The 15,691-nt window shown below is 66.2% G+C and carries 18 protein-coding genes and 1 pseudogene; 7 read left to right on the top strand and 12 right to left on the bottom strand.

Annotation, left to right across the window (positions count from 1 at the left end):
• Positions 1 to 86: 86 nt before the first annotated feature.
• The 4 genes and pseudogenes from C0Z19_RS25690 to C0Z19_RS25675 all read left to right on the top strand — a co-directional run.
• Positions 87 to 536: pseudogene (locus C0Z19_RS25690) on the top strand (lytic transglycosylase domain-containing protein); the annotation flags it as partial.
• 330 nt (positions 537 to 866) lie between these two features.
• A complete protein-coding gene (locus C0Z19_RS28360; RefSeq protein ID WP_102612660.1) occupies positions 867 to 1,466 on the top strand; it encodes a hypothetical protein in 600 nt (199 codons plus the stop codon).
• A 75-nt stretch (positions 1,467 to 1,541) separates the two neighbouring features.
• On the top strand, positions 1,542 to 2,132 hold the full coding sequence (locus C0Z19_RS25680) for an RNA polymerase sigma factor (RefSeq protein WP_102612659.1): 591 nt from the start codon (positions 1,542 to 1,544) through the stop codon (positions 2,130 to 2,132).
• Positions 2,129 to 2,812, top strand: a complete 684-nt coding sequence (locus tag C0Z19_RS25675; RefSeq protein WP_146012143.1) for a hypothetical protein — start codon at positions 2,129 to 2,131, stop codon at positions 2,810 to 2,812. Before C0Z19_RS25680 ends, C0Z19_RS25675 begins: the two co-directional genes overlap by 4 nt.
• A gap of 53 nt (positions 2,813 to 2,865) precedes the next feature.
• On the opposite strand, the gene C0Z19_RS25670 is transcribed toward C0Z19_RS25675, so the two are convergent.
• Complete coding sequence (locus C0Z19_RS25670) at positions 2,866 to 3,576, bottom strand: TorF family putative porin (RefSeq protein ID WP_102612657.1); 711 nt, start codon at positions 3,574 to 3,576, stop codon at positions 2,866 to 2,868.
• Between the two features lie 343 nt (positions 3,577 to 3,919).
• Here C0Z19_RS25670 and C0Z19_RS25665 point away from each other — a divergent pair, with 343 nt between their 5' ends.
• Positions 3,920 to 5,239, top strand: coding sequence for a S8 family peptidase (locus C0Z19_RS25665; RefSeq protein ID WP_102612656.1), 1,320 nt, complete (start codon positions 3,920 to 3,922; stop codon positions 5,237 to 5,239).
• 64 nt (positions 5,240 to 5,303) lie between these two features.
• On the opposite strand, the gene C0Z19_RS25660 is transcribed toward C0Z19_RS25665, so the two are convergent.
• The 11 genes from C0Z19_RS25660 to sctU all read right to left on the bottom strand — a co-directional run bounded on the left by C0Z19_RS25660 (position 5,304) and on the right by sctU (position 14,403).
• Complete coding sequence (locus C0Z19_RS25660; RefSeq protein WP_102612670.1) at positions 5,304 to 5,759, bottom strand: CesT family type III secretion system chaperone; 456 nt, start codon at positions 5,757 to 5,759, stop codon at positions 5,304 to 5,306.
• A gap of 85 nt (positions 5,760 to 5,844) precedes the next feature.
• Positions 5,845 to 6,030, bottom strand: coding sequence for a hypothetical protein (locus tag C0Z19_RS28070; protein ID WP_146012142.1), 186 nt, complete (start codon positions 6,028 to 6,030; stop codon positions 5,845 to 5,847).
• 89 nt (positions 6,031 to 6,119) lie between these two features.
• Positions 6,120 to 6,380 carry a type III secretion system protein gene (locus tag C0Z19_RS25655; protein ID WP_102612655.1) on the bottom strand — a complete coding sequence of 87 codons (261 nt, stop codon included), beginning with the start codon at positions 6,378 to 6,380 and terminating at the stop codon, positions 6,120 to 6,122.
• A gap of 8 nt (positions 6,381 to 6,388) precedes the next feature.
• The gene (locus tag C0Z19_RS25650; RefSeq protein ID WP_146012141.1) at positions 6,389 to 7,396 is read right to left on the bottom strand and encodes a type III secretion system protein; all 1,008 of its coding nucleotides are present in this window, start codon (positions 7,394 to 7,396) and stop codon (positions 6,389 to 6,391) included.
• Positions 7,397 to 7,490: 94 nt separating this feature from the next.
• Positions 7,491 to 8,462: a hypothetical protein gene (locus C0Z19_RS25645; protein WP_102612653.1), complete on the bottom strand. Its 972-nt coding sequence runs from the start codon at positions 8,460 to 8,462 to the stop codon at positions 7,491 to 7,493.
• A complete protein-coding gene (gene sctS, locus C0Z19_RS25640; RefSeq protein ID WP_102612652.1) occupies positions 8,459 to 8,722 on the bottom strand; it encodes a type III secretion system export apparatus subunit SctS in 264 nt (87 codons plus the stop codon). The genes C0Z19_RS25645 and sctS overlap by 4 nt, the downstream gene beginning before the upstream one ends.
• 31 nt (positions 8,723 to 8,753) lie before the next feature.
• Positions 8,754 to 9,404 carry a type III secretion system export apparatus subunit SctR gene (gene sctR / locus C0Z19_RS25635; protein WP_102612651.1) on the bottom strand — a complete coding sequence of 217 codons (651 nt, stop codon included), beginning with the start codon at positions 9,402 to 9,404 and terminating at the stop codon, positions 8,754 to 8,756.
• The gene (gene sctQ, locus C0Z19_RS25630) at positions 9,388 to 10,524 is read right to left on the bottom strand and encodes a type III secretion system cytoplasmic ring protein SctQ (RefSeq protein WP_102612650.1); all 1,137 of its coding nucleotides are present in this window, start codon (positions 10,522 to 10,524) and stop codon (positions 9,388 to 9,390) included. The genes sctR and sctQ overlap by 17 nt, the downstream gene beginning before the upstream one ends.
• Positions 10,525 to 10,546: 22 nt before the next feature.
• Positions 10,547 to 11,257 carry a type III secretion system protein SctP gene (gene sctP / locus C0Z19_RS25625; RefSeq protein ID WP_102612649.1) on the bottom strand — a complete coding sequence of 237 codons (711 nt, stop codon included), beginning with the start codon at positions 11,255 to 11,257 and terminating at the stop codon, positions 10,547 to 10,549.
• 7 nt (positions 11,258 to 11,264) lie between these two features.
• Positions 11,265 to 13,325 carry a type III secretion system export apparatus subunit SctV gene (gene sctV / locus C0Z19_RS25620; RefSeq protein WP_102612648.1) on the bottom strand — a complete coding sequence of 687 codons (2,061 nt, stop codon included), beginning with the start codon at positions 13,323 to 13,325 and terminating at the stop codon, positions 11,265 to 11,267.
• Positions 13,312 to 14,403: a type III secretion system export apparatus subunit SctU gene (gene sctU, locus C0Z19_RS25615; RefSeq protein ID WP_102612647.1), complete on the bottom strand. Its 1,092-nt coding sequence runs from the start codon at positions 14,401 to 14,403 to the stop codon at positions 13,312 to 13,314. The genes sctV and sctU overlap by 14 nt, the downstream gene beginning before the upstream one ends.
• A 267-nt stretch (positions 14,404 to 14,670) precedes the next feature.
• On the opposite strand from sctU, the gene C0Z19_RS25610 reads away from it, so the two are divergent.
• The gene (locus tag C0Z19_RS25610) at positions 14,671 to 15,255 is read left to right on the top strand and encodes an HrpB1 family type III secretion system apparatus protein (RefSeq protein WP_146012140.1); all 585 of its coding nucleotides are present in this window, start codon (positions 14,671 to 14,673) and stop codon (positions 15,253 to 15,255) included.
• 32 nt (positions 15,256 to 15,287) lie between these two features.
• The gene (locus C0Z19_RS25605; RefSeq protein ID WP_102612645.1) at positions 15,288 to 15,683 is read left to right on the top strand and encodes a type III secretion protein HrpB2; all 396 of its coding nucleotides are present in this window, start codon (positions 15,288 to 15,290) and stop codon (positions 15,681 to 15,683) included.
• Positions 15,684 to 15,691: the final 8 nt, after the last annotated feature.

Raw genomic sequence — 15,691 nt, 5'->3', positions numbered from 1 at the left:
GGGACTTCGCGATTGCGAAGAGCGGGACCATTCGCATTGGCGAGAATGGTTGCGTTTAATTGCACGCTTGCTTGAACCGACGCGAAATGCCGACGAAAACCCGCCGCCTATCCCGATCGCTCGCCCTTGCCGCTTTGCTCTGCCTGGCCTGCACGTGGGCCGATCCCGCACACGCCGATTGCTTTGACGAGGCCGGCGCCTACCAGCATGTCAATTCGATGGTGCTGCGCGCCATTGCGTGGCTCGAATCGCATAACCGGCCCGATGCCATGCATCGCAACGCGAACGGTTCGATCGATTACGGCGTCATGCAAATCAATTCGATCCATTTGCGCGAACTCGATCGCTACCACATCTCCCGCGCGACGTTGATGCGGCCGTGCGCGAACGTCTATGTCGGGGCGTGGCACCTGCGCCGCATGATGAACAAGTACGGCAATACCTGGACGGCGGTCGGCGCCTACCATTCCGAGACGCCGGCCGAGCGCGACCAGTACGCGCGCCGAATCGAGCACATCCTCGCCAAGTGGCGCCTGTCGGTCTTTTCGCACACGGCGGGAGAGGCCGACGGCATGCGGATGTCCCGGGTCAGCATCGCAGCCGACGACGACGCGCCGGACAGCGGGCCGGACAGCGGGCCGGACAGCGGGCCGGATAGTGGGCCGGCCGCCCCGGGATGGCCGGATGTGAAAGGAATAGTTGTCTGGGCGTTGCAACATTTCAGCGCGTACATGGCACGTACTGCGATATTTCATTTGCAGTGAGTGAGCCCGGGCGGCGGGGCAACCGCCGATGAGCAGGCGCGGACGCGATCGCCAACCGGCAGGCTGACCCCCGAGCGAGGCCGCCCAACGCTGGAGAGACCCTTGTTGATTTTCCCGGATGCGGGGACAGCGGCGAAGCTGCGGCAGGCCTGCTGTGCCGTGCTCCTGTCGCTGTTGCTCGCAGCATGCGCCCGCCTCACGCTGGTTCCACTGCCAGAGGAGCAGACGGCCGCCGCGGTAAGGCGGATGGCCGTCGCCGGCGATCGGATGGTGGTCGTCGGGATCGCCGCCGGTGTGGGCCGCTGGCCCGGCGATTACCTCGATTCGCAGACGAAGGCGACGGTTGCTGCGCTCGAGCGGGATTACCGATTGCGCGAGATCTTCGAGTGGCCTATCGTTTCGCTGCAACTGCATTGCGTCGTGCTCGAAATCGAAGGCAGGCAATCGCGCGACGCGCTGTTGAGGAAGCTCACGGCAGACCGGCGCGTGCGACTTGCGCAGCCGCTGGTCAATTTTCGCACGCCTGACGCCGCTACGGACCGATGCCAGCGCGGCTGCGCCGGGATACTGCGCGACCGGAAAGGCGAACTGCTTGCCGTCGCGGGTAAGGATTTCCTTACCTCCGAATCAGCTGTCGCCTCCCTTGTGGCATGGTGCGAAGTCCAGTACATAGGAGCTGGCGCCGCGGCAGGTTTTTTTTGACCCTGTCTCGCAACTTTTTCATCGCTTCGCGCTACCTACGGGGTCCTAGCGCTTGCTCCAACCGCGATCCGCGTCATGCTATTGAATCAAGCCACTCCGTTTTTCGACGACGAACACGCTACCGATGCGGACGACCTGCGCCTATTGCGGCGCGTGGCGGACCAGGACAAGCAAGCGCTGGCGCAGCTTTACCGGGCGTACCATGGCCGGCTCGCGCGCTTTCTCAACCGCTTTACAAGGCGTCCGGATCTGATCGAGGAAGTCATCAACGATACGTTCATGGTGGTTTGGCAAAAGGCGGGGGCGTTCCGTGGCGATGCGCGCGTATCCACGTGGCTGATGGGCATCGCGTATCGCGTGACGCTGCGTGCGCTGCGCGACGGCAGCTTCCGCTATCAGGAGTTCGCCGCTGACTTCGAAGGCGAGGCAGTGGAGCCATTTGTCGATCATGAGCAGGCCGACTGGATCGACAAGGGGCTCAGGAAACTCTCGCCCGAGCAGCGCTTGGTGATGGAACTCGCGTATGTCATGGGCCATTCGCTAGAAGAGATCGCGCAGATTACCGAATCGACGGTAACGACGGTCAAGGCGCGGATGTTCCATGCCCGCGTCAAGTTGCGCAACGTGATGCCGATGCTGGCAGGCGTGACCGGAGACGAGCGATGAGCATGATAGCAGTCGACGACGAACGCATGCACCTACGTGTCTGGGAGGTGCTGCCGTGGGTCGTGAACGGTACGGCCGACGCGAACGAGTTGCGCAGGGTGAACGAACATCTGCGCGGGTGTGCCTTGTGCCTGTCCGAATTCTCGCGTCAGCGCGACCTGTGCCTGACGATGAACGGGCGCGAGCCGCAGGTGCCGCGCGTCGAGCACGGACTCGCCAGGCTGCTGCAACGGATCGGGGATGTCGAAGGCGACACCCAGGCGCATCCGGCACAAGCGCGGCGGCCCCAGGCTGCGGCGAACGCGCGCTCGCGTGTCGCAATGACGCTGGCATACGGCGTGGCCGCGCTCGTGCTGCTGCAATCGGGCGCGCGCGCCGTGCTCGACGAACGGCAGCGGGCCGGGCCGGCGGCGGTATATCGCACGTTGTCCGAACCGGTTGCCAGCCCCGATCGCGCGGCGATCCGGCTCGTCGTCGACGAGCGGATGTCCGTTCGCGAACTGCAGACGCTGCTGGTTTCGCGGAACCTGCAGATCGTCGCCGGCCCAGATGCGAGGGGCGTTTATTCGCTCGCGCCGCTCGACCCAAAGGCATCTTTCGACGCCGATGCGGCCGCATTGCGCACCGCGCCGGGCGTGCGGTTCGCCGAGCCGATCGCGCAGACGCCGAGCGGGCAGTAATCGTGCCGCGCGCCCTCGGCGGGCCGGCGCCTGGCATCGCGTCCGTGATGCACTCAAAAATGCCAGATGACGTCGGCGACCCAACGGTGGGCGAGCAGGGCGCCGATTTGCGCCTGCATCTGCGTGGACGCGCGTGTACCGATATACCAGAGATCGAGCTGCATCGAGCCATACTCGTAAGTTAGCCCGGCATCGGCATAAACGAAGCCGCTGCCCAACTGGGCGCGCAGATCGTAGTACCCGATGCCGGCTGTCGCCGAGAAGCCGTGGGCGAGCGGCAGCCGGCCTGCGATGTCGTACGAGAACGATCGCGATTTCGGCGACGGACCGAATGCGGTATCGGGCGAGGCCGTGACGGAGGCGAACACGGTGTCGCGCCATCCGCCGCGCAGCGCGACTTCGTCGTAGCCCAACCGCGCGGCGAACGGCACATGCTCGAACTGATAGCGCGAGACAATGGCCTGGATGCTCCAGTCGCCATCGATCCGCCACATGTAGCCGGCATCGGCAACGATCTTGGCGCCCGTTTCCGGAAAGTGCGTCGAGCGCATCGTCAATGCCGACGCACCGATGAAAAAACCGCCGCCCGGATCGGGGTACCAGCTTGCGCCGATACCGACCGTCGGCGTCTTGTCGCTTTCGACGATGCCGCGCGTCGTAGCGCCGGTTGCGCCGCTGACCTCGAATTGCCAACCGTTCGGCGCGGCGGCGGCCGCCTGCGGCAGCAACGCGCAAGCGGCGACGATGCAATGCGTCCAGACCACGCGCGCAGGCGCGGTGGCTGCGCTTCGGGACGGAGCGGTCGTACTGCGCCTCGACTTCATAGAAACAACGACTCGACTCGCGGCCGGCACGGGCCGGCTGCCTACTGATGAACGCGCTGAACGCGGTGAATGCGGTGAACGCCGCTCGCGCCGAAAACGGCGTCTGCGCGATCCGACCTGGGGGCGTATCGTAAATCAGATCAAAAAAAAACTCGACCCGGGGCCCTCCCTATTGCAACATTCCGTGCGGGGTGAGGTACTCACCGTCATGCGCTGCTGTCACGCATCGGCCACGGTCGACGCCGTTCGGTAGCCAACGAACGAAGGAAACAAGGAACGACCGATGAATCGATGTGCCGCAGGAGGCGCGTGGTGGCGCCGGCCTGCCTGGCTGGGCGCGGCCGCAGCGTTATGGCTTGCCGCGTGTAGCAGCAGCCCCTTGCTCATTCCGCCGTCGGCGAACGACGTCGATCCTGCCGTGGTGGCGCGGATGACCTCGGCCACCGACAAAATGGTGGTCATTGCGGTCGAGAATCCGGCGGAATCGGTCCCAACGATGGCAGGGACCACGGCCGGCGGTTACGGCAGCCCACCGGGCTACCTCGCGTACGGCAGCGCGCGGGCGATGATGGCCGCGCTGGCCAAGGATTATCGCCTGCGCGAGCTGACAGCCTGGCCGATCCTGCCGCTTCATGTGCATTGCGCCGTGCTCGAAATCACCGATGGCCAGCGGCGCGACGTGCTGCTGTCGAAGCTCGCACACGACCGCCGGGTGCGGCTCGCCGAGCCGCTGCAGTCGTTCCGGACGTTGAGCACGTCGTTGCGCTACGACACCGGTTACGAGTCGCTGCAGCGCGGCCTGGAAGAAATCGATGCGCTCGCCGCGCAGCGTGTGACGCATGGCGACGGTGTGCGAGTTGCCGTGATCGATACGGGCGTCGATACGCGGCATCCTGGTTTGTCGGGCAGGATCGCGCTGACGCGCGATTTCGTCGAGCGCGACATGGCGCACTTCAATCGCGACGTGCACGGCACGGCCGTCGCGGGCGTCATCGCGGCAACTCCCAGCGACGGACGCGGCGTGATGGGGGTCGCGCCCGGGGCACGGATACTGGCGCTCAAAGCGTGCTGGAGCGTGCCGGAGACAGGTGCGTCGCTGTGCAACTCGCTGACGCTCGCGGAAGCGCTGTCGGCCGCGATCGAGTCCCATGCGCAAGTCATCAATCTAAGCCTGACGGGTCCGCCCGATCCGTTGCTTGCGCAACTCGTCGATTACGCGCTAGGGCATGGTGCGATCGTGGTCGGTGCGGTGCCGCCGGACGGCGACCGCCATGCGTTTCCGGTTGGCGTGCCCAACGTGATCGGCGCAGATTTGCCGGGCTCGCACGTGAGCGACGTCGTCTACGCACCGGGTCGCGACGTGCTGACCTTGACGCCGGGTGGACACTACGATTTCCTGTCCGGCTCATCGTTTTCGGCGGCTTACGTGTCGGGCATCGCCGCGCTGCTGCTGGCCGTCGATCCGCATCTCGACGCGGCGCACGTCTATGCGGCGCTCAAAGGCAGTGTGAGCAGCACCGGCGCCACGCAGACCGTCAACGCCTGCAATGCGCTCGCGGCGGTCGCCGGTGGCGCGTGCGCGGCCGTGGCGTCGCAGCATTAGGAAAAGATGCCGGGGTGGGGTCTTTGGCTCGATCGCGTGGTACGCCGCGTAGGAGGGCCCTCGACTAGGCGCGCAGCCAGAAGTACGAACCCGAAGCGATACCTTCGAACATCTCGTCACTCGACTCGATGATGTTCTGCCGCCAATAGCGGCCGTGCTCTGCATAATGGGTGAGCAGCTCGGCGACTGTATCGCCGTTGACGTCGTCGGTGATCGGCAGCCGCAGGATCAACACGATGCCGCCCGTATCGGCGTCGAGCCCAAGCTGCGCCTGATCCTGCGCGTAGATGAGCAGATTCGCCTCGAGCATCAGCCGAAATACGTTCAGCGTGCGGCCTGCCGTGACGGTGCCGTAATGGAAGTTGACGTACATCGCGGCCGGATCGTTCTCGAAGTGATCGAGCCGCACGTCGAAGCCTTCCACTTCGAGCGTATGCGTTTGCAGCACGTAATCCGCATTGGGCAGACCGACCACGGCGCAGGTTTCGCGGACGATCTCGCCGTAACGTTCGAGGCTCATGCGATGCTCCTTGTAGGCAGCGCTGCTGCAATGGGCAATAAAAAAGCCGCCCACCGCGCAAGCGGCGGGCGGCCGAGCAATGCCGCTACGACTTCTGCGACGCTGACTGTACGCCCGAGGCGGCAGCCTTTTCGACGTTGGTGAAGGCTTCGATCATCGAAATGATCATTTGATCCTCGGCCGCTTGCAGCATGACCGGAATCATTGCCATCATCGACGACTTCATGCCGCCCGAAGCGGCGCCTGCTCCAACTGTGGATGCTGCGGACATAGCATTCTCCTATAGGAAAAGATTGAGGTGGACTACAGTCGTTGAACAACTGGCATCGTGACCGGGAGGTGTGCCAGGCGATGCTCGTTTCAGCGCGGGCTTTGCCCGTGCGTTTGCAGCTCGTGCAGGTGCGCCACGATTCGGCGCGCCGCGACGAAGCCGCGATAAAGAATCTGCAATTCGGCCCGTTCCTGATCGGCGCCGGCTTTCTGCGTGGCGTCGGCGAGCTGCTTCGCGGTCGCGTCGAGCGCCGCGGTGGCGCGCTTCACGAGCGAATCGCTCATCGGCGAGGCCAGCGTGGCCTTCAGGTGGGTCAGGTCGTTCGCCACGGGTGCGAGTGATTCGTACATGGTTCGCCTCACAGATCGGATGGAGAGGTGGCAGAGTGCTTCGTCTCTGCTTGCGGATAAAGGTGTTTCACCCCGTCGGGCGTTTCGACGTAACGCACGCCCGCGATGGAGATGACCTCGGAGTACTGCTCTTGCGGCAGCGCGTGCGCCGCCTCGGTGACCGCCACGTCGATGCGCTTGACGTTCTGGTCGAAATCGGTCTTCGCGTGCGCGAGCGCCGCTCGGAAGGTCGGCATCGACGGTACGCTGCCCGCGACTTCGAAGGCGCCCGCGCCGTGGTACGAGACCTGTACGCCGGGAATGCCGAGCGCTTCCTTGAGGCTTCGGCAGTCTTCTTCCGCGACGTCGTAATGCCGGAGCACGTGGCTCTGGTCGGGCGCCACTCGCGCAAACACGGCACGGGCGGCCACGTCCTCGGCAGCGTTTTTGACCATGCCCGTGACCACCACGGCCGCGCCGCGCGGCGCCACGTCGAGGCCATCGATGCCGGCCGAACGGAGTTCGGTGGCAATACGTGCCGTCAGCGTGCGTGGGTCGGGCGTTGCATCGGCTTCGCGCGGCGCACCGACGAAGAGCGCGGCACCCGTGATCAGCAGTGCCCCGACCATGCCGGCGCCGATGAGCGTGGCCACGATCGGGGCGGCGATGCGGCGCTTGTGCGAGCCCGGCGCCGCGGTAGCGGTTGCAGCCTGCGCTTCGGGCTTGATCCAGAGCATGCGCAGCAAGTCGACGTCGCTTGGCCACGAATCGTCCTCGGGGCCGGCCGCGAGCACCACGTCGCCGAACGGGATCGGGATCAGGTCCGGCACGAGCGTGACTGTCGCCTCGGCCTCGTCGCCCGGGGCTTGATGCCAGCGCAGCACACCGCCGGCATCGAGCGTGAGCACGATGGCGTGATCGTCCCAATCGGTCACGCAGATGTCGGCGGCATCGTCCGGCCCGATCCGGTACTCGCCCGGAACCAGGCGGATCTGTGCGCCCGCGTGGGCGCCGGTCAAGATGCGTAGCTGTTTCATGTCGGTTGTCCTGCTTTGCGCGTCCTGCATTCAGTTTCGGATATGGGCCAGTGTACGAAGCGACGATGCATGTGCCGGTGTCCGTGCGAAGCGATCAAGGGTTTTGCGAAGATTCGGGTGCGTTCGCATGCGGCCGAACGTCGCCATGCTCGGGTTCGGCGCTCACAGCGGCCAGGCCCGAGTGCAGCCGGTTCTCGGCCAGCGCGAGCTGACGCGGCGTCGACGGGCGCTCCGCACCGAGCACCATGAGCGGGGCGAGCAGGTTGACCGTGCGCGCACGATCGTCGGCGACCTGGGGCGACGCGGGGGGCGCACTGTCCTGCACTTCCAGCAGGAGCTGCTTGACGCCGGCAAGGCCTGTCGGGTTCGGCTTGATCCCGCGCTTGCGCAGCGACTGAAGCGCAGCGTTCAGATCGAGCGAAAGGCCGAGCCAACGCGACGTCGCCCGCGCCTTCGGTTCGCCCGGCAACGGCCTCGCAATGTCGAGCACGCGCGCTGTCAGCGCACGCCGCATGTCGAGTTCGAGCTGTGCGGGGGGCAAGCCCGGCGTCTCGACCGCGGCAAGCACGGCGTTGCTGGCCGCGGCCGGATCGATGCGCTTGGCTCGGCGGACCTTGACGATGGCCGGAGCCTGGTCGTCGCGTCGCTCGCGCTCCCGTTGCCGCTCTTGCTGGCCTTCCTGCTCGTGGCCTTCTCCCTGGCCCTGGCCGCCGCCCTGATGGCGCCCGTCTTTGCCCACGCGCTCATGCCGGCGGTGCTGACCATGCTCGGTCCGCGCCGTCTTGGTTTCCGTCGGCGCATTGCGGCGCACCGGCCGATGCAGGACGAGCGGCTTGCGGCGCCGGCGCTTGAGCTTCGTGAGCGGATGGTTGTGCTTGAGCGTGTGATCCATCGGCGACGCGATTTCTTCCTTCGCGGCGAAGCGCGCTTCACGATAGAAGCGGGTCTGCTTTGTCTGGCGTAGCGTCCGCGCCATGCCGGCCGCGAGCCGCGCGGCGTCGGCGTCGGATTCCGTCTCGCCCGTCTCCGCGTGCGGCGGCGGAGCGCCGCCATGGACCGAGATCATGACGGCACCGCCACGGCGATCAGCTGATGCGCGAAGCGCACGATCATGGCGGCTCCCCAGCCGCCGAATATGGCGATGCCGACGACGGCCGCAACGAGCTTGACGGCGAAGGACAGCGTCTGGTCCTGCAGCGAGGTGATGGCCTGCAGGAATGAGACCAGCATGCCCGCGCCCGCCGCGATGACGACGATGGGCAGCGACACATACAGGCAGATCAGCATGCCTTGTGTCGTGAGGCGGATCAGATTGTCGATTTCCATACCGGTTTCTCCGTTGCGTACGGCGCGCCCGTCAGCGATAGGTGAGCACGAGCCCGTGGATCAGGGTCGACCAGCCATCCATCACGACGAACAGCAGCAGCTTGAACGGGATCGCGACGTTGGTTGGCTGCACCTGGGTGAGGCCCATTGCCATCAGCACGTTGGCGATGACGAGATCGACCACGACGAAGGCGATGTAGAGCAGAAAGCCGATCCGGAAAGCGTCGGTCAGCTCTGTCAGCGTGAACGCCGGCGCCAGCACGATGAGGTCGTTCTCCTGTAGCTTCGCGGCGAGCGGTTTCGGCCAGACGATCGACGCCGAGTGCAGGAAAAACCGCTTTTCGCGCTCGTTCGTGTGCTTCATCAGGAACTGCCGGAACGGCTCGCGGGCGGCGCCGAACGTATCGATCATCACCTGCGAGGTGTCTTGCCGCATCCGTTCTTGCTGCACGGTATCGAGCGCCTGCATCGCGATCGGCGCCATGACGTAGATCGACACGAGAATGGCGATGCCGTTGAGCACGGTATTGGGCGGTACCTGCTGCACCCCGAGACCGTTGCGCAGCAGCCCGAGCACGACGACGATCTTCGCGTACGACGTGACGACCATCGCGACGAAGGGCAGCAGCGTGATCGCGATGACCGCGATCAGCAGACCGGTGAAGTCACTGAACTGAATCATCGCCGTGTGTCATCTCGAGAATGCGAACGCCAAGATGCTCGCCGACAGTCACGAGCTCCCCGAAACCGATGGTCTGGCCGTGCGCGCTCATGCGGATGCGCGCGTCGGCGAGCGGCACCGCCAGCTCCACGACATAACCGGGGCGCAAGGCTGTGAGCTGCGAAACGGGCATGGCGACCGTGTCGACCTCGAAGCGGATCGGCAGGCCCAGGCCGCTCACGTCGAACGCGGCCTGGTCTTCGGGTTGTGCGGACGGGATGTCCATTTCTGCTTCGGTCATGGCGGGTTCTCCTGTCAAGGTCATCGTGTTGGTGCCCACGCGCACCGGCACGCGGATGCCGGGTGCCCCGGGCGTGCCCCATAGCGCGTGGATTTCGGTAATGCGATCGCGTGTCGCGAGCCAGTCGGATACGCGCGGGTCGAGCGCGCGCAACACGACGTCGCCTGTGCGCAGCGAACGCAGCGTCGCGATTCGCATCGTCTTCGTGCCGAGCGCGAGCCTGCCGGGTACGCGCAGCGCCCCTAGCGCCCTCGGCAGCGGCAGACGCTGTGTGCTGATCCGGGCTTCGAGCATGTCGAGGCAGCCGTCGTCGGGCGGCGGCATGATGCATTCGAGCGCAAGCTCTTGCGCGCGCAGCGAGATGGCGAAGCGTGCGTTGCCGCCGCGCGGTGGTGTGCCGCGGTGAACGGCTGCTACGCTGAGCTCGCCAAGGCCGAGCGCGGCGCAGCGTTGGGTCAGCGGTTCGAGCAGCGCGGCGGCCACGGCGTGGCGCAGGGCATCGTCGGCTGGCACAGGCCGCCCGGCGCCGGCATGTGCCCCATCGGCGGCGACCGCGGCGAGCGCCGGGTGGCGCGAGAGGTCGATGGCGGCCGCAGCGTGGGCAAAGCCATGCCGCAGTTCGATCCAGCCGGCTTCGTGAAAGCGCGTCGCTTCGGCCGTGCCGACGCGCCAATCGGTGATGCCGTGCCGGCTCAGCCATGCGGGCAGCCGGGCATCGGCAAGGAGCCGGGCGAAGCGGGCGGCGCCGTGCGTGAGCGCGGGCGGCGAGCTGTCCGCCAGCCGCTTGACGGAGCCTGGTTTGCGCGAGGAAATGGGCATGGCGGTGTCTGCGGGTTCCATGGTCAGGGTCGGCGTGGGAGCGTCAGTCGACGGCGATCTCGATGTCGCGTGGCTCGCCGCGTTGCGCGAGCGTGGCGGCGAGCTGCGCCTTCAACGTCTCTTCGTGATGCAACACTAGCTGTCGCGAGGGGCTCGCCTGTGTCTCGAACCGAAGCGCCAGAGTGAAATGCGAAAGGCTCAGATGCAACGTGCACTCCGGCAGGATCGCGGGGTCGAGCGCCAGGCGGATGGCCCACTGACCTTGTGCGCCGACGGCACGGTCGCAGCAGAAGTCCGCGGCGCGCTCGACGAGAAAGCGGACCCAACCGTCGAATTCCTGACGCATCGCCGCGACGGCGCCGACGCAGGGCGCCGCGTGCATTTCGATCCGGCGCCCGATCGGCGCCCGCGCGTGCGTACCGGCCTGAGCAGGGACCGCGGCCCGTGGCGCGGCGTGGCGAGCCGCGAGCGGCGCCGGTGCGTGCTCGCGCGCGAGCGTCGGTGGCTCGTGAGCGTCCGGCGTCTCGCGCTGCTCGTCGCGCATCGTTTCGCCGGCTTGCCGGCGGCCGGCATCTTCGTCGAAGCCATGCCCGGCTTTCGTCGGCCACCAGACGGGCGAGCGCCGCGGGGCTCGGCGTGCGAGCCGCACGAGTGCGCCATAGTCGCCACGCCGCGCGTTCGGCGGCGCGAACCCGCCGGGCAATTCGCCAGGCAGTATGCGTACGGGCAGGGGATTGACGCTGTTCATGGACATGGCGGCCTCACATCGTCACGCGGCCGACAGGCTGCATCTGGACATGGCCGCCCAGTTCCTGATACGAGTAGACGGGCAGCCATGCGAGCCGGCTTTCGATCATGCGCCGCACGTAGCGACGGATGTCCATCGAGGCGACCACGGCGAAGGCCTCGCGCGGCGTGTCGCCCGCATGCGCGGCGATGCTATCCACGAAGTACTGCATTTCTTCGGGCGGCAGCGCGAGGAAGTTGCCGGTCGGCGTCTGCCGGATCGCCTGACGGATGTGCTGCTCCACGGGCATATCGAGCACCACCGCCGCGAGCGCGCGCTGCGCGCCGGCCGCACGGTGGGCGAGGTAAGGCGCGAGGTCGCCGCGCACATACTCGGCGAGCAGCAGCGGATCCTTCTCCTTCGGCCCCCACAGCACGAGGCTTTCCATGATGCCGCGCACGTTGCGGATCGAGATCTGCTCTTCCAGCAGCCGGCGCAGCACGTCGGCGATCTTTTGCAGCGGTACGGCCTTGGTCACTTCGGTAACGAGCCCCGGATAGTCGACGTTCAGCTGGTCGAGCATCCATTGCGTCTCCTGGATGCCGAGGAACTGCTGGGCACGCATGCGTAACAGAGCGATCGTTTCGTGCGCGATCACATCCTCGGCGCGCCAGACGGTGGCTTTTGCCGGCGCCGCGTTTTCGCCGATCCAGAAGCTCTCGAGCGCACCGCCCGCGGGGCCGTGCGCCTCGCAGCGCGCCGCGAGGTCGGGCTCGCGGGCCGCATCGGGCAGCATGACCTTCCCCGCGGGCAGCGCGACGCGGGCGCCCGGTACGTCGTGAATCAAGACTTCGTAAGTGGCGGCGGGCAACTCGGGCGACGACCACATGGTGATGCCCGGGAACGGTAGACCGAGTTCGTCCTGCAGGCGCGTGCGGCAGACGTCGAACGCATCGTTGAGCCGCTGCGCGGACAGATGCGCGACGAGATCGGGCGCGAGCCGCACGCCGATCGGCGCCGCGAACTGCGGCGCTTTGGTCATGATCGCCGGCGCCTCGCCCTTCGCGCCGGCGCGTTGGAAGGCGGCCACGGCATCGCTTGCCTTCGTCTCGGAGCGCGTGGTGCTTTTCTTCGAGAGCCGATAGCCGGAGAAGGCGAGGATGCCCGCGAGCAGCACGAAAAGCAGCTTGGGGAAGCCCGGCACGAGCGAGAAGCCGATCAGCAGCAGGCTCGCGAAATAGAGCGGGCGCGCCTGGCCGCCGAGCTGGCGCAGGATTTCGTTGCCAAGCGACTTGTCCTTGCGTTCGTCGAGGTCGTTGGAGACGCGCGTGATCATCACGCCGGCAGCCACGGAGATCAACAGCGACGGGATTTGCGACACCATCGCGTCGCCGACCGAGAGAATCGAGAAGCGATTCGCCGCCTCACCCGCCGTCATGCCGTGATAGGCGACGCCGACCGCGATGCCGGCCAGGATGTTGATCAGCGTGATGATGAGGCCCGCGATCGCGTCGCCCTTGACGAACTTCATCGCGCCGTCCATCCCGCCGTGGAGCTGGCTTTCCATGGCCAGGTGCGTGCGCTTGCGGCGAGCCTCCTCGGGCGTGAGCGCGTTCGAGCGCAGCTCGGCATCGATACTCATCTGCTTGCCGGGCATGCCGTCGAGCGTGAAGCGCGCCCCGACTTCGGCCACGCGCTCCGAGCCTTTGGCGATCACGATGAACTGCACCACGGCGATCGTCACGAATACGACGAGACCGACCACGAGGTTGCCGCCGACCACGAGTTCGCCGAAGCTCTCGATGATGTGGCCCGCGTTCGCGTGCAGCAGAATCGCCTTGGTCGAGGCGATGTTCAGCGACAGCCGGTACAGCGTCGTGAAAAGCAGCATCGACGGGAAGGTCGACAGCGCGATCAGGTCTTGCGCATAGAGCGTCGTCATCAGGACCGTCACGCTGAGCGTGATGTTGACGGCGACGAGCGCATCGATCGCTTCGGTGGGCAGGGGCAGCACCATCAGAGAAACGATGGCCACCACGAGGCCGGCGATGCCGACCTCGCCGATAGCGGGCAAGCGGAGTTTACGCAGATTCATGGTCAGGCTCCGGGTAGGTGGGGCTCGGCTCGCGCAACGCACCCACGCTGTTGACCCAGCGCAGGATCGCGGCAACCACTTCGAACATCGTTTCGGGAATCGGATCGCCGACTCTCACGCGGTAGAGCGTGCGTGCGACCGGCGGATTGGCGACCACGGGCACGCCGGCCTCGGCCGCGTAGCGGCGCACGAGCGCGGCATCGGCGTCGACGCCGCTTGCGACCACCACGGGCAGCGCATCGGTCTCGGGCAGATAACGCAGCGCGACGGCGTAGTGCGTCGGGTTCGTGACAACGAGCGTCGACAGGCCGACGGCTTTCTTCTCCGGCTCCTCCATCACCATCTCGCGGCCGATCTTCTTGCGTTCGCCTTTGAGGTGGGGGTCGCCGTCGTCCTGTTTGCGCTCGCGCTTGACGTCGTCTTTCGACATGCGGTTCTGACGGATGAACAGCCAGTGCATGACCTTGTAGTCGGCGATGCCGATCACGAGATAGGCGACCGCCGCGATGGACAGCAGCCGCTCGAGCGAATGCCAGAGCAGGTGGATCAGCTTGGGCAGCGTTTGATACGGCGCGCCCGAGAGCAGCGGCAGCAGGTCGCGGATCGTCACCCACATGATCGCCAGCAGCACCGACGATTTGATGATCATCTTCACCAGGTCGATGACCGCGCGCAGCGAAAAGATGCGCTTCAGGCCGCTCGCCGGGTTGACCTGGTCGAACTTGGGAAGCACGGGTTCGAACGAAACGAGCAGGTTCACCTGAGCAGCGTTGGCGATGCCGGCCGCGAGCGCGGCGCCGAGCGCGATCGGCACCGAGAGCAGCACGCCGGCTTTGGCCATGGCGCCAAGCGCCACGAGCGTGCTCTGCAGGGAATGCCCGCCATGAACCGCTTCAAGGGCGGCGTGGACGATCGTGTGCAGCAAGTCCGTCACGAGGTGCAGCGCGACGGCGAGCATCATCACCACGGCGAGCACGCACACGCTTTCCGCGATGTCCTGACTCTTGGATGCCTGCCCTTTCTTGCGGACATCCTTGAGTCGTTTCTCTGTGGGTTCTTCGGTCTTCTCCCCGCTCATCGCCGGGCCTCGCTTACGCAATCAATCGACGGGCCGACGATAGCGTCGCGTGCCGGGAAGCGCCGCGCTTGTTGACAATCTGTTGCGATCGGCTGTCACACTTTTTTGCGATTGGGGGCGCGCCCGGCCGCAAGCTCGGGCGGCTTCGCAAATGCGCTATTTGCTTCGCATCTGGAACGTGCTGTCCACATCGGCTTGTTACTTTGAGTGCAAGACCGATCGCCAAGCGGCGAACGGCATGCCACCGACCATGAAGAGGAAACGGAAATGAGCGAAACGAACGACGAGTACATGCGTTTCGATGACCATGTCGTCGACATCATGCTGGAAGTGCTCGGCGTGGCCATGCGCGATAACTTCCCGAACTGCCGCATCGATCACGACGACATGGCCTATATCTATGACGCGCTGACGGTGCTGTGCCACCACACGCCCGAGCTCGATATGTTCGAGGGGCTGCTCAACGTCGCGCGGCAGGACTTCATCGGCGCGAGCCACACCTTCCAGCGCCTGGTGGATCAGGAGCAGTGCTTGCCGAGCAGCCGCGCGCTGCTGGTGGTCTGCAAGGCGATGAACAACGATCCGAACTGGGAGGGCGAGGCGCGGCAGATCCTCGACGAGGAGACCGACGAGGACACGGTGCTGATGGTGCGCACCGTCATCGCGCGCCAGGACCTGCTCAGCGCGATCGAGTCGGCCAAGCGCTCGGGGCAGTTCGAGATGCCGGCTTCGATCGTGGCGCTCAAGGAGGACCGTGCGCGGCGCCAGGCGGCTCAAGCCGAGGGAGCAGTGCCGGTGCCGACGCAGATCGATCCGTCGCTGGTGATGGGCGGCCAGTACATGCGCCTGTGATTCATGCGCCATTGCGGTTCGGGAGAAACATCATGAGTGCAGCACCGATTTCGTTTTCGCAGTTCAGCCAAGTGCTCTCGCACGCTTTCGACGGCGGGGGGGCGGCGCAGGGCGGCCCGGCGCGCGGGGCGGACGCCTTCCGCGCGATGGCCGAGACGAGCCGCATGACGCCGCCGCGCCCGCCCGAGACCGACACCGGCGCGCTGGTCTCGCGGCTTGCGCGCTCGCAGGACGCGGCTTTCAAGACCGTCTCGGACGACATGCTCTACATGGTCAGCAACGCCGAGCGCATGTCGATGCCGCAACTGACCGCGGCCACCGTCCAGGTGCAGCTCGAGACGGCCGGCATGCAGGTCGACCTGCAGACCAAGCTGGCGGTCGTGACGTCGTCCAAGGACGCGCTCGACACGCTGATGAAAAACCAGTGACGCCGCGG

Source organism: Trinickia soli, assembly GCF_002879855.1.
Lineage (GTDB): Bacteria > Pseudomonadota > Gammaproteobacteria > Burkholderiales > Burkholderiaceae > Trinickia > Trinickia soli.
Note: the sequence above shows the minus strand (reverse complement) of the source record. Positions and strands in the feature narration are given on the sequence as shown.

Coding starts and splice junctions, on each gene's coding strand:
- C0Z19_RS25650 (WP_146012141.1), bottom strand. CDS start 7,396: ATGAAACAGCTACGCATCTTGACCGGCGCCCACGCGGGCGCACAGATC.
- sctQ (WP_102612650.1), bottom strand. CDS start 10,524: ATGGAACCCGCAGACACCGCCATGCCCATTTCCTCGCGCAAACCAGGC.
- C0Z19_RS25680 (WP_102612659.1), top strand. CDS start 1,542: ATGCTATTGAATCAAGCCACTCCGTTTTTCGACGACGAACACGCTACC.
- sctS (WP_102612652.1), bottom strand. CDS start 8,722: ATGGAAATCGACAATCTGATCCGCCTCACGACACAAGGCATGCTGATC.
- C0Z19_RS25675 (WP_146012143.1), top strand. CDS start 2,129: ATGAGCATGATAGCAGTCGACGACGAACGCATGCACCTACGTGTCTGG.
- C0Z19_RS25655 (WP_102612655.1), bottom strand. CDS start 6,380: ATGTACGAATCACTCGCACCCGTGGCGAACGACCTGACCCACCTGAAG.
- C0Z19_RS28070 (WP_146012142.1), bottom strand. CDS start 6,030: ATGTCCGCAGCATCCACAGTTGGAGCAGGCGCCGCTTCGGGCGGCATG.
- C0Z19_RS25645 (WP_102612653.1), bottom strand. CDS start 8,462: ATGATCTCGGTCCATGGCGGCGCTCCGCCGCCGCACGCGGAGACGGGC.
- C0Z19_RS25605 (WP_102612645.1), top strand. CDS start 15,288: ATGAGTGCAGCACCGATTTCGTTTTCGCAGTTCAGCCAAGTGCTCTCG.
- sctP (WP_102612649.1), bottom strand. CDS start 11,257: ATGTCCATGAACAGCGTCAATCCCCTGCCCGTACGCATACTGCCTGGC.
- sctR (WP_102612651.1), bottom strand. CDS start 9,404: ATGATTCAGTTCAGTGACTTCACCGGTCTGCTGATCGCGGTCATCGCG.
- sctU (WP_102612647.1), bottom strand. CDS start 14,403: ATGAGCGGGGAGAAGACCGAAGAACCCACAGAGAAACGACTCAAGGAT.
- C0Z19_RS25665 (WP_102612656.1), top strand. CDS start 3,920: ATGAATCGATGTGCCGCAGGAGGCGCGTGGTGGCGCCGGCCTGCCTGG.
- sctV (WP_102612648.1), bottom strand. CDS start 13,325: ATGAATCTGCGTAAACTCCGCTTGCCCGCTATCGGCGAGGTCGGCATC.
- C0Z19_RS25660 (WP_102612670.1), bottom strand. CDS start 5,759: ATGAGCCTCGAACGTTACGGCGAGATCGTCCGCGAAACCTGCGCCGTG.
- C0Z19_RS25610 (WP_146012140.1), top strand. CDS start 14,671: ATGAGCGAAACGAACGACGAGTACATGCGTTTCGATGACCATGTCGTC.